This is a genomic window from Alteromonas lipotrueiana, from assembly GCF_019249245.1.
Classification (GTDB): Bacteria; Pseudomonadota; Gammaproteobacteria; order Enterobacterales; family Alteromonadaceae; genus Alteromonas; species Alteromonas lipotrueiana.
Window position 1 is genome coordinate 82,943 of sequence record NZ_JAESDK010000007.1, and the last position, 12,529, is coordinate 95,471.

A 12,529-nucleotide genomic window follows, 5' to 3' on the forward strand; every position below is an offset into this window, starting at 1 on the left:
TCAGCGCTCTTCAGAAACTTCGGCCCGACGAATTTTTATCGCCATACCAAATAGGGGATGATCAAAATAATGCAGTTGCTTGCTGATGACACGCCGTATTTGATGAAACGGCACAGAAACCAGTTCGTACTGCGGTTCGGCGCCATTGGCGATATTATTGATGGTCATAGGCACTGGCTGGCGATAGTACATTTTTGAATCAATATGCAGGTAAGGCACACGGTTGATATTTTTAAGATACACCTTGATATAACCATCAACCTGCCAGATAGGGGTATTGTACCCCAGGCTTGCTTTTTCAACCTGGCGTTGCAGCGAGGTGGTATGTTCTTCGGTGGCGGCCATCATTTGAGCAAATGACACATCTTCGTTACTGGTCAGCTGTTTATCGAGCCGTTCAAAAAAACCAGCTTCAGACGTTACTTCGTTGTCGATACGTTTATCGTCAAAATTAAGAGTAACAAGCTCATCAGCTCGCTGTTGTCCTGATAATTCAAACTGCTTTGCATAATTTTTACCCGCAAATACCCGCACCGAGGCGGCTTTTTTCTGACCAAAAGCAACGGGCTGGCGCCAGGTGGTATGCAGCAGTCGGGTCAAGCCTCGAGTATTACGCACCTGCGCTGACAATTTGGTCAGCTCATTGGCTTGTGCACCAAGAATTCGCGCCGTACCACTTTCGTCGTTACTGGTAGTGTCCTCGTCTGGACTAACAGCCCCCTGAGGGGTAATAGGTACCTCATCAGGCGAGGGCAGCGCATTATCCGGCATGGCAACCTGCCATTGGTTATTCTCAAATGCAATCCATGGTTGAGGCTTAACACAGTACGTAGTAGCAGGCACCGTTACCGGAGAAACCTGTGGCCAGTGAAACTCTAACCAGTAACCCGCAATTTGCCAGGGATCCGGTACATTATCATGTTCATCGTTTTTAACCGGTGTAGACAGCGACCCGGTAGCGTAAGGGGTTACCGGTAACGCTGGCGCGTCAGGGGCGGGTGCCTGTTCGGTATCGGCTAACATAGCATTATTGTCTTGTTGCCAGCGCTGGTGTGTAGCCACAATTTCATCTACAGAAAGCTTCTGTGCATACAGCGGTGAGCCGGTTTGTCCACAAACGGGCATATTTTGCTTAAGCCCGCTTATATCGGGGCGCAATAAAGCATCGAGCAAATCCCAGTCGGCACCGACAGGCGCCAGTGTCTGGGCATACTCAAACTGCTCTTTGGTTTGCGAAATGGCCTGACCCCGATCAAAAATTAATACCTCGACATCAAACCACCAGTCTGAACTGGCCATCGCGGCGTGACTAAGCAACAAACTACTGGTGGCCAGTAAGGTTTTTTGCGCAAATGTCATTTAGCGCGTCTCCCTGGAAAAATCGTTCAAAATGGTTTGTGTGAGCTCAATACGCTGTTTCGCCGTTTCAGTCTGCTTCACAATTTTAAGCTTATTGCTGCCTTCAAATTTGAAGGTTTTTGGCTGAGTTTGCACCAATTGAATTATATAGCCCGGGTCTACAACCGTGTCGGCTTTAAATTCGATGCTTCCACCAATTGCAGATAAATCAATTTTACTGATACCCAGTGATTTGGCCATAATTTTTAGCTCAGCTACCCGTACCAGATTTTTTGCCGGGTCGGGTAATAAGCCGAAACGGTCGATACATTCAACCTGAAATTCATCAATTTCAGCTTTGCTGTTACAACTGGCTAATTGTTTGTACAACGACAAGCGGGTGTTTACATCAGCGATGTAATCATCAGGTAATAGTGCGGCGATACGCAACTCAACCTCGGTTTGACCACTAAAGGAATCTTCCAGTGAAGGCTCGCGCCCTTCTTTTAAGGCTGTTACGGCTTTATCAAGCATATCCATGTACAACGAAAATCCGATCGTCGCAATCTGGCCTGTTTGTTCATCGCCCAGCAGTTCACCCGCACCGCGTATTTCGAGATCGTGCGTGGCCAGGGCAAACCCTGCACCTAAGTCTTCTAAATTAGCAATTGCATCAAGTCGCTTGCCCGCATCTTTGGTCATACGTTTTGGATGAGGTGTCAGCAGATAAGCATATGCCTGATGATGCGAACGACCTACCCGGCCACGAAGCTGATGCAACTGAGCCAGACCCAGCTTGTCAGCGCGGTCCATGATAATGGTATTGGCAGTGGGCACATCAATACCGGTTTCAATAATGGTAGAGCATACCAGCACATTGTAGCGCTGATGATAAAAGTCGCTCATTACCCCTTCCAACTCACGCTCGCGCATTTGGCCATGACCAATAGCAACTCGTGCCTCAGGCACAATCTCGCCGATTTCTTCAGCGGTGCGCTCAATGGTTTCTACTTCGTTGTGCAAAAAATACACCTGCCCACCCCGAAGTATTTCGCGCATTATGGCTTCACGAATAACGGCCTTATTACGTTGCTGAACAAAGGTTTTTATAGATAAACGCTTAGCCGGTGGGGTGGCAATAATCGACAAGTCTCGCATTCCAGACAACGACATGTTCAGCGTTCGGGGAATAGGTGTCGCGGTTAAGGTTAAAATGTCGACATCAGCGCGCAACGCTTTAAATTTTTCTTTCTGACGCACACCAAAGCGGTGCTCTTCATCAATAATCACTAACCCTAAATCTTTAAAGCGAATATCTTTGCTTAATAGTTTATGCGTACCGACAACAATATCGACCGTGCCATCGGTAAGACCTTCAGTGACCGATTTTTGAGCTTTGGTGCCCACAAACCGGCTTATCACCTGAATGTTAAATGGCCATTGGGCAAAGCGGTCTTTAAAATTTTCGTAGTGTTGCTGGGCCAGCAATGTGGTGGGGACCAAAATAGCGACCTGTTTGCCCTGGTTAGCGGCTAAGTAGGCTGCGCGCATCGCGACTTCGGTTTTACCAAAGCCCACATCTCCGCATACCAGTCTGTCCATAGCGTTCGGGCTGCCCATATCCTGAATAACCGCATTAATGGCCTGCTGTTGGTCGGGGGTTTCCTCAAAGGGAAAACTATCAGCAAAAGTCTGGTATTCCTGCCATTCGATTGGATAAGAAAAACCCGGATTAGCGGCACGCTTGGCATAAACGTCGAGCAATTCAGCAGCTACATCGCGAACCCGTTCGGCGGCTTTTTGTCTGGCTTTTGTCCAGGCATCTGAACCTAATGCGTGTAACGGCGCATGATCTACGTCGCCGCCGGTATAGCGAGAGATTAAATGCAGCGAGGCCACCGGCACATAAAGCTTAGATTGTTTAGCATATTCAATACACAGATATTCGGTGGTCACGCCTCCTGCGTCTAAGGTTTGCATACCAATATAGCGACCTACACCGTGATCCAGATGTACTACTGGCTGACCGACATTAAGCTCGGCCAGATTGCGTATAATTGCGTTTTCATCTGTAGCCGTGCGTTTTTCGCGCAACCGGCGCTGACTGATTTTGTAACCCAGCAGTTCGGTTTCGGTAACGATCAGCAGCGCTTTGCCATCTGTTGACCAGCTGAAACTGTTTTCGACCAGACCCACAGTAATACCTACCGGAACATCGGCCTCACAAAACTGCGCAAAATTGTCAAATGCTTTAGGTTTAATGTCGGCTTTTTTGAGAATCTCCAGCATGTTTTCACGCCGGCCCTGAGATTCAGCCACAAACAACATACGCCCGTCTGCGTTACCGGCATTTTTTAATGTGGTAAGCAGCGCTTCAGCCGGTTGTTTTTTCTGAGGGTTTAGCGCAATCTCGTTAAGTTTGATGCTGGGCGCATTGGTATAGCCTGGTTTATCCTCTACCGGCGTTTCAAGCAAAGTAACCCGGGGCCACTTTTTGATTTGCTCGAACAGGGCGTTCATGGGCAAAAACAGCTCATCAGGTTTAAGCAAAGGCCGGGTGATGTTATAGCGGTGTTGTTCGTAGCGCTCGTTTACATCGGACCAGAAAAATTCACTGGCCTGCTGCAAATCGCCATGCAGCATTAGTTGTGTATCAGGGTGCAGATAATCAAACAATGTTGCGGTGTGTTCAAAAAACAAAGGCAGGTAATACTCTATACCGCTGGGCATTGTGCCTTTGCTGACCTGCGCAAAAACCGACTCCTGCGCCTGGCTTGAATCAAAACGGTCTAAAAACTGCTGCCGAAATAACGTTATGGCATCTTTGTCTGTGGGAAACTCCCGCGCCGGTAATAGGCGAATCTCAGATACAGTATCGCTGGAACGCTGCGATTCAGGATCAAAGTATCGAATAGATTCGATTTCATCGTCAAATAAATCTAACCGGAACGGGCGTTCGCTGCCCATAGGAAATAAATCGATAACCGAGCCACGAACCGAAAACTCACTGTGACTCATGACCTGGCTAACATGCAAATAACCGGCTTGTTCCAGATTTCGTCTGAACTGTTCGCGATCCAGTGTTTGACCCTGATTAAGCATCAGCAGGTATTTATTCAGGTAATCGACTGGTGCCAGGCGCTGCATCAACGTATTTACCGGAACAATGAATAATCCCTGCCGCTGGCTTGAAAAATGAAACAACGTTTCTAAACGCTGCGACACAATATCCTGGTGGGGCGAAAACATGTCATAGGGCAATGTTTCCCAATCAGGAAATAAAGGCACCTGGGCAGCATTTGAATTTAAAAAGAAGGCAATTTCACGCTGCAGCTTTAACGCAGACGGGGTATCAGCGGTCAGTAAAACTACCGGGCCTTTGGCTTGCTGATACGCTCTGGCGATGGCAAGTGCTGAACTGCTGCCCTGCAAATGTCCCCAATGTTGATGATCTTCAACATGTTTGTTGGTTCTGGATTTTGGAAGAGGCAAGACTGTGGTAGTGGCTGTCATGTCACCTGAATTCGGTTGAGAAACGCAACAAAGCTGGCCTGGTGGCCACCGGGTCAGGCGTCATCATCTCTGGACTGGGCACGTTTACGCAGCTGCAAAGTTTGTAAATGCAGACTAGCCCTGACCAGAAGCTCCTGATCCTGTTCGCGAATACGGTTAAAAATAAAAGCTATATGGTAGCCATCCTTGTCTTCCTGACAAGCGATAACTTCACCAAAACAAAAAATTGCTGCGGCTTCTTCAGTTAAAAACAGTTTGATTTGAGCGTGGGTACCTATATTTATTGGCTCAGACGTATTAACGACTACACCTCCACCACCAAATTTTACTGTTGATAGACGATAATCGGGATCGTCTTGCTGTTGCAAGATAAACGACATCATCAGGTCTATCTTTTTCGACTGGTGGGTTAAATACTCTGCCAGCGTTGATGCATGATCACTTAAATTTCTTAAAGGGCGGATGGCTGCGGCATCTAAAGACGACATTTCGCTGGCAATGCGAAACGCATAAGGCATTACCTCTTCAAGCTGGCTGTGTGCAGGCAGAGGCGTATCGGCATCTAAAGGCTTTACGTTGACATTAAGTTTGTGACTAATAATGAAAAACTCATCAAATTGAGCTTGTTTTTCAGCTAACGATAATGTGTCCATATTTTTACCACCAATTCTTGTGCGCAGATACGCTTACACGTAGTATACCCGCTGTTGTAGTAAACCAGTGCTGTTACGGTAAATCAGTATTACATTGTGATACTGAACCTATGCAGAAACCTTTGCACTGTAGCATGACTGTACGCACCCTGCGCACTTGTTCCTATTTAATAAGTGTGGTCTATTCATCTCGATCAGACAACGAAAAATGTATGTTTCATCCAATTTCTGCTTTTATTGCCTGGCGCTATTCCCTGGCCGGTAAACACAATAGTTTTATCTCATTTATTAACCGGGTTTCGGTAGCAGGTATCGCGTTAGGGCTGATGGCGTTAATCGTTGTAGTGTCGGTCATGAACGGGTTTGAAGCTCAGCTGAAGTCCCGAATTTTAGGACTGGTACCACATATTGTGGTTTACCAGGGCGATAATAGCGGCGCAACGGGCAGTAATCTGAACGGCCCCGAACCCGCTATGTTGCAGCAACTTCCTCATGTTGAAAAGGTTACGCCATACCTTGAGACTGAAGGAGTATTACAATCGCGTACCGCATTACGCGGTGTTCAGTTGCAGGGCATCACCCCCACAAGTATGACCGACAGTGTGCTTGAACAAGAGCTTAAAATTGGACGATTATCGGACTTATCTGCAGGTTCGTTTCGGGTAATCATTAGTCAGGCTTTAGCCGGCCAGCTAAAGGTGACTACCGGCGATACGCTGCGGGTGCTTATTGCCGGAGCTACGGTTTATACGCCTTTCGGGCGTTTGCCCAGCCAAAAACTGGTCACCATTTCGGGGCTTCATGATGTAGGCTCCAGACTGGACGACAAAATCATTTTTATGAATCTGGCAGATCTAAATCGTCTTTTGCGCCGGCCTGCAAATGCCAGCCACGACTATCGGTTGTTTTTAAACGATGCATTTGAATATCAGCAAACTCTGACCCACCTGAACCAGCTTAATCTTAAAACCGATAACTGGCGAGAACGTCAGGGACCTTTGTTTGACGCGGTGAAAATGGAAGGCAATATGATGTTTTTGATGCTGACGCTTATTATCGCGGTGGCTGCTTTTAACATTGTATCCGCGCTGGTTATGGTAGTAACAGAGAAACAAGGTGATATTGCCATTTTGCAAACTCAGGGTTTGTCAAAAGGAAGGATTATGCGCATTTTTATGTTAAATGGCGTGTTTAATGGTGTAAAAGGCGCATTGATAGGGCTGCTGCTGGGTGTTGTGTTAACCACGCAGCTAAACGCGTTGCTTGAGTTTTTAGGTGTCAGCCTGGTTATGGGTGTACAGGGTGCGATGATACCTATTGATTTGCGCTGGCAGCAGGTGGCTGTGTATACAGTGCTTTCACTAGCTCTGTGTTTTTTAGCCAGTTTGTATCCAGCCTACCGAGCTATGCAGACTCATCCGGCCCGGGCCTTGCAAAACGATTAACGGCGATGCGTAAGTAAGTTGCTACACATCAGCACAAAGTGTCAGGTAAGCGTGTGTATTGTAATGAAATAACCGTGCAAGTAGGGCCTAAATTCTCTATAATTCAACTCTTTTTAAAAGTGGCCGGAAAATCGTATGAAAAAGAATTTTATTACCTCGCAATCGCTTTTAGAGGACTCATTTCGCCTGGCCGCAAAGGTCTATGAAGATGGTTTTCGCCCAGACTTCATTATTGGAATCTGGCGGGGTGGTGCTCCAATCGGTATTGCGGTTCAGGAATTTTTCGAATTTAAAGATACCCCTACTGATCATATCGCAGTACGTACCTCTTCTTACTACGGTATCAATCAGCAAAGTAAAGAGATTCGTGTGCACGGTTTGCACTATTTAGTAGAAAACGCCAATGCAGGTGACAAGCTGCTTATTGTTGATGACGTGTTTGATTCAGGTCGTAGTGTCGAAGCATTGATCGCGCAGATTGAAAAATTGATGCGCCTGAACATGCCTAAAGAAATTCGAATCGCGTGTCCGTGGTACAAACCTCAAAACAACAAGACCGACATAGAACCAGATTACTATATTAATCAGAGTGACGAATGGTTGGTTTTCCCACATGAAATTGCCGGTCTTTCAGAGCAAGAAATCAGAGAAGGAAAGTCAGAATTGTCGGGGGTTATGGATACCCTGTTTAAGTAAACTGACAAAATCTTTAAAAGCCGGCACCCGCCGGTTTTTTTGTGCGTGTTATTGAGTGACGGCACAAGAAATTGATCCAGAAATCGAGAAGGCGATTAACCTTATTTATCAGAATCGAAATAATGTCTGTCACTAAACGTGTATACCCAGTCGGGTTTGTAAATTACCAGAAGCGTCATTGCCACTCCGTTAAGTAATGCTTCAGGAAACAATAGCAGTGGCATAATCAGTAAATAATTATCGATTACCTGATAAGCCGGAAACAGGCCATCGGCTATCAGATAACCTGCTGTCAGTACCATTTGTAATGCAATGGTGAGTGCCGCGGGCAAAAAAGCACAGACAAAAATATAGACCATAAAATGGCGAGAAATATAATGAAAGGACAGGGCATAGATACTGTAAGTGACCACGCAGGGTACTATAATCATTGCCACACCATGCACGCCAAACAGTTGCCAGCTTTGTTGCCCGGTCAGGGTTAAAATTAAAAGTGTTAGCGAAGCGCAGGTAACCGCGCCCCGAAAGCCTAATGTGAGCGTAAGGGCGCTCATCAACAAAAAGTGGATATCTGGGCCGATATCCGTACGCACTTTGAACAGCCACATAAGCAGCAACAATGCGAAACTATTGACAAAAGCGGCTTTGCGGTGACGATTATCTAACCATAAGGCAAGCGGCAACCGCCGGATAATAAGCAGCGCCGCGGTAAAATAAAATACTACACAAATCCATTGCCAGGTGGTCATGGGTGCTGTTTTGGATGATTACAGTTTATAGGTTGCCCATATGGGCGCATGATCGGAAGGCTTTTCAATGCCCCGAAGTTCATAATCTATTCCGGTTTCAGCAAGTTTAGCGTGTACACCTGGCGTTGCCAGAACATGATCAATGCGTAAACCACGATTGTCTAAAAACCCCTTTGAGCGGTAGTCAAACCAGCTGAACTGATCATCAACAGAAGGGTTAGCCGCCCGAAAACTGTCGGTAAAACCCCAGTCATACAGACGGTTAATCCATTCTCGTTCTTCAGGTAAAAAGCTGCACTTTCCTGTTCGCAACCAACGCTTAGCATTTTGCTCGCCAATCCCGATATCTTCATTCGTAGGAGAAATGTTCAGGTCGCCCATTATTACCACGTTGTCTTCAGGCGTATGGTTGTCATCGAGGTATTGCATCAAATCTTGGTAAAACTTGCGTTTAGCCGGAAACTTGGTTTCATGATCGCGGTTTTCGCCTTGCGGAAAATAGCCGTTCAACACGGTTATAGGTGAGTTTTTATCCTGTTCAAAGCGCATCATTATCATTCTGCGCTGAGCATCGTCATCGTCACTGGGAAATCCATACTGAACAAAGTCGGGCTTGGTTTTTGATAAAAATGCCACACCATAATGGCTTTTCTGACCATGATAATAAACCTGATAGCCCATATCTTTTACGGCTTGTTCAGGAAACTGCTCGTTATGCACCTTGATTTCCTGCAAACCAATAATATCAGGCTGATGCTTATCGATAATTGCCTGTAACTGATGCAGGCGAGCGCGAATACCATTAATATTAAATGAGATTATTTTCATACTTACTTAACTCGTTAAAAATAATAGGAAACAGGGTAGCACAAGTTGATTATTCCACTACCTGGTTAACCCGATTAGCGCAGTGGATAAGCTCTTCAAATAAAGTTTTAGCGCTATGAGCACAGCGTTGATGCGATATTTGATGAGTCTCGGCCAACTGAAGTGCTAATTGCTGAAACGCACGCCAGTTACGGCCAATGCTTGCCATATGCGCATAATAATGGATGGGGAGGTGGCTATAGTTATGTTGTAACAGCCAGCGATGCAGCATCTTTGCTCCCATAGAAGACCCCATCCAAACATATCCGGCGGCAATAAGATCGCCCATATTTTGTTTTTCAAGACCGGCATTGTACTGGGGTATCGGTTGCAAATCTGTTAAAGAACGAAGGTCAGTGTGTATTGCCTGTAAAGTAGTCTGGGGTTGTAATAGCGCGCTAAGCTCACAAACCCTTGGGTTATGCTCTATTAATTGGGCGACATACTGATGAAAACTGGCTAGAATTGTTAAATTGTTTTTATAAGATTGCGAACTGAAACTATCTGATTTCAGCATAGTATTAAAAGGTGCTGTAGCCTCTAATGTTTGATGCGCCGCGCTGGTTTGGTGTTTTAGCTCGCTGAATAAATCTGTCATAGGGAAAAGTATCTTGAACCTGTTTTTTGCGTTATCCCGGCTAGGTAAAAATAATATACAGCACGTAGTCTGCTAATGAATATTACCGATACGGCACCTGCCGCCGAGCATATCGACTTGTCAGTGTGTGAACGTGAGCCTATACATAAACTGGGTCATATACAGCACTTCGGGTGTTTTATTGCCCTGAACGTTGACTGGATTGTAGCGTTTTGTTCTGCTAATACACAGGACTATTTTAAGACCTCACCAGACAAAATCATCGGCACCGCTTTCAAACAATGGCTCGACCCCCAAATGCTTCATGATTTGCGCTCAGCGTACCAATCAGCAATGATAACCAGTCGCAACGAGCGTCTGTTTTCTCGGTTGCTCACACCCACGCAAGTCACGGTTGATATTTCGGTACACTTTGACGGTACCTATATTATTGTTGAATTTGAGCATATTCCGGCGGGTGGCTATAGCAAAGACTCATTTGTACGAGCTCTTATTAGTCAGTTTTATCGAGCCGCGGACACCCGGGCGTTGCTTGAAGATATGGCCCAGCAGCTGCGTTTTGTAACAGGCTACGATCGCGTCATGATTTATCAGTTTTTGCCTGATGGGGCTGGGGAGGTAGTCGCCGAAGCGGCTTCGCCAGAGCTGGAGTCTTTTTCAGGGCTGCGCTTTCCGGCCTCAGACATTCCTAAACAAGCCCGCGAGCTGTACGTTAAAAATCTATTGCGGGTTATTCATGACGTTAACAGCAATCCCATACCTATATTGCCGGTTACCCACGGCGAAAGTGCTACTCTGGATTTGAGTTTTTCGACACTACGGGCGGTGTCCCCGGTACATATTCAATACCTGAAGAATATGGATGTCGGGGCTTCGCTGTCGGTCAGCCTGGTAATAGAAGGCAAGCTATGGGGGCTTATTGCCTGTCACCATCAAACTGCCAAAGTACCGTCTTACTCAATGCGTACCGACTTAGAACTGTTTGCTGAAGTATTGTCATTAGAGCTGAACGCAAGAATATCCCGCGAGCGTGAAGCAAACGCGCAGCAGGTTCGCGATACGCATGACAAGATTGTTAGTACAATGTCGCGAAAGGGTAATCTGCAAGACGTACTGGCTGAACAACTGCCTGTTTTTAAAACGTTGGTACACTGTGACGGAATAGCAGCCGTGGTCGACGGGCAGTCGCAGGGGGAAGGTACGTACTTATCTGGTCAGCCGTTACTACGCACCCTGGAATATTTAGACCGGCAGCAATCAAGCACAATAGTCCATATTGATTGCTTAGCGACGCAACTTCCCGGCTATGACACCAGCTATACTCAGATAGCTGGATTGCTTGCTATTCCGCTATCGCATGCGCCGCTAAGTTATCTTATTTTCTATCGCAAAGCTCAGCCTCAGATTGTAACCTGGGCCGGCCAGCCATCTAAACTAAGTGAAACTACTACTAAAGAGGGACCGCCAAACCAAGCCAATGCACTAATGCCGCGCACAAGCTTTGCCGCCTGGCAGCAAACTTATCATGATAGGGCTGAACCTTGGGTTGAATCTGATATACGTAGCGCCGAATCATTGCGAATTACTTTACTAGAGGTGATCATTTATAACTTTCAGGATCGTGATGATGTTCAGCAAAAAGCGTCACGCACTCATGAAATCCTCATCAGTGAACTAAATCACAGGGTCAGGAATATCCTAAGCTTAGTGAGCGCAATTATTGAACAAACCGGGCAACAAGACAGAACGGTGGATGAATACGCCGACGTTTTGTCAAAACGCATTACCGCTTTGGCCTCTGCCCACGACCAGCTAACCGCCTCACGTTGGCAAGAAATTTCATTCAGACAGCTATTGAATAACGAAATACAGGCTTATATTACTAAAAATATAAATCTGGACGGGCCTGAGGTTATGCTGTCTCCAGAAGCAACGACCCCGGTAGTATTGGTTTTGCACGAACTGCTTACTAATGCGGCTAAATATGGTGCATTGTCGGCTTCTGTTGAAGGTGAGCTGTCGATTTCGTGGCAGCGTCTGGCCAACGAAAGCCTGTATATAGACTGGCGAGAACAGATAGACCGTGAACTGAGCGAGCCTGACCAAAACGGGTTCGGAATGACACTGATACAACGAATTATTCCTCACGAACTCAGTGGCTTGGTCGATGTAAAGTTTACGTCAGAGGGGTTACGGGTAAGACTGACTATACCTGCGCGCTATGTGGGTATGCCTATACAGCAAGTGGAGAACGGCGATTTACAATACGAAGTCCCCTTAGCAGAGCAAGGGCCTCTACCTCACTCAGCATTGGTTATTGAAGATAACCTTATTATTGCTCTTGATACACAGAAAAAACTGCGTGCGGGGGGGATTAAGAACGTAGCGGTGGTTGGCAGTCTGCAGGCCGCAGAAGCCTATATTCAAAAAACGCCGCCCGCCGTTATTGTTTCTGATGTTCATCTTGGTGATGTGACCACTTTCGCGTTATTAGAGCGAGCGACTCAGGCCGGTATTCCCTGTATAATCATAAGTGGTTATGGTGAAAACCTGCAAAAAACAGCGATTTTGAAAGACGTTCCGGTATTGACCAAACCGGTACCATCTAAACTTTTATTGCAAACACTGCGTAATTACCGAGTCGCTGCAGCAGCTGAATAATAAGAAGTA

The 12,529-nt window shown here is 46.3% G+C and carries 9 protein-coding genes; 3 read left to right on the forward strand and 6 right to left on the reverse strand.

Annotated features, from left to right (window positions below; translation table 11 throughout):
* Genes JK130_RS06805 through JK130_RS06815 form a run of 3 tightly spaced genes read right to left on the reverse strand, consistent with a single transcriptional unit; the run spans position 1 to position 5,504 of the window.
* Positions 1-1,359, reverse strand: coding sequence for a CsiV family protein (locus tag JK130_RS06805; protein WP_218353562.1), 1,359 nt, complete (start codon positions 1,357-1,359; stop codon positions 1-3).
* Positions 1,360-4,851: a transcription-repair coupling factor gene (gene mfd / locus JK130_RS06810; protein WP_218353563.1), complete on the reverse strand. Its 3,492-nt coding sequence runs from the start codon at positions 4,849-4,851 to the stop codon at positions 1,360-1,362.
* Between the two features lie 53 nt (positions 4,852-4,904).
* On the reverse strand, positions 4,905-5,504 hold the full coding sequence (locus tag JK130_RS06815; RefSeq protein ID WP_218353564.1) for a PilZ domain-containing protein: 600 nt from the start codon (positions 5,502-5,504) through the stop codon (positions 4,905-4,907).
* A gap of 212 nt (positions 5,505-5,716) precedes the next feature.
* On the opposite strand from JK130_RS06815, the gene JK130_RS06820 reads away from it, so the two are divergent.
* Complete coding sequence (locus JK130_RS06820; RefSeq protein ID WP_218353565.1) at positions 5,717-6,949, forward strand: lipoprotein-releasing ABC transporter permease subunit; 1,233 nt, start codon at positions 5,717-5,719, stop codon at positions 6,947-6,949.
* A 135-nt stretch (positions 6,950-7,084) separates the two neighbouring features.
* Complete coding sequence (locus JK130_RS06825) at positions 7,085-7,645, forward strand: phosphoribosyltransferase (protein WP_218353566.1); 561 nt, start codon at positions 7,085-7,087, stop codon at positions 7,643-7,645.
* A 101-nt stretch (positions 7,646-7,746) separates the two neighbouring features.
* On the opposite strand, the gene JK130_RS06830 is transcribed toward JK130_RS06825, so the two are convergent.
* The 3 genes from JK130_RS06830 to JK130_RS06840 are packed head-to-tail and all read right to left on the reverse strand — an operon-like array spanning position 7,747 to position 9,859.
* Positions 7,747-8,394 (reverse strand): energy-coupling factor ABC transporter permease, encoded by a 648-nt coding sequence (locus JK130_RS06830; protein ID WP_218353567.1) that lies wholly within the window; start codon positions 8,392-8,394, stop codon positions 7,747-7,749.
* An 18-nt stretch (positions 8,395-8,412) separates the two neighbouring features.
* Entirely contained in the window at positions 8,413-9,222 is an 810-nt protein-coding gene (gene xthA / locus JK130_RS06835) for an exodeoxyribonuclease III (protein ID WP_218353568.1), read from the reverse strand.
* A gap of 49 nt (positions 9,223-9,271) precedes the next feature.
* On the reverse strand, positions 9,272-9,859 hold the full coding sequence (locus JK130_RS06840) for a biliverdin-producing heme oxygenase (protein ID WP_218353569.1): 588 nt from the start codon (positions 9,857-9,859) through the stop codon (positions 9,272-9,274).
* Positions 9,860-9,934: 75 nt separating this feature from the next.
* On the opposite strand from JK130_RS06840, the gene JK130_RS06845 reads away from it, so the two are divergent.
* Positions 9,935-12,520, forward strand: a complete 2,586-nt coding sequence (locus JK130_RS06845; RefSeq protein ID WP_218353570.1) for an HWE histidine kinase domain-containing protein — start codon at positions 9,935-9,937, stop codon at positions 12,518-12,520.
* The last annotated feature ends 9 nt before the right edge of the window (positions 12,521-12,529 follow it).

Excerpts from the sequence above, each read along its gene's own strand:
- JK130_RS06830 (WP_218353567.1), bottom strand. The coding sequence starts at position 8,394 with ATGACCACCTGGCAATGGATTTGTGTAGTATTTTATTTTACCGCGGCG.
- JK130_RS06805 (WP_218353562.1), bottom strand. The coding sequence starts at position 1,359 with ATGACATTTGCGCAAAAAACCTTACTGGCCACCAGTAGTTTGTTGCTT.
- mfd (WP_218353563.1), bottom strand. The coding sequence starts at position 4,851 with ATGACAGCCACTACCACAGTCTTGCCTCTTCCAAAATCCAGAACCAAC.
- JK130_RS06825 (WP_218353566.1), top strand. The coding sequence starts at position 7,085 with ATGAAAAAGAATTTTATTACCTCGCAATCGCTTTTAGAGGACTCATTT.
- xthA (WP_218353568.1), bottom strand. The coding sequence starts at position 9,222 with ATGAAAATAATCTCATTTAATATTAATGGTATTCGCGCTCGCCTGCAT.
- JK130_RS06840 (WP_218353569.1), bottom strand. The coding sequence starts at position 9,859 with ATGACAGATTTATTCAGCGAGCTAAAACACCAAACCAGCGCGGCGCAT.
- JK130_RS06845 (WP_218353570.1), top strand. The coding sequence starts at position 9,935 with ATGAATATTACCGATACGGCACCTGCCGCCGAGCATATCGACTTGTCA.
- JK130_RS06820 (WP_218353565.1), top strand. The coding sequence starts at position 5,717 with ATGTTTCATCCAATTTCTGCTTTTATTGCCTGGCGCTATTCCCTGGCC.
- JK130_RS06815 (WP_218353564.1), bottom strand. The coding sequence starts at position 5,504 with ATGGACACATTATCGTTAGCTGAAAAACAAGCTCAATTTGATGAGTTT.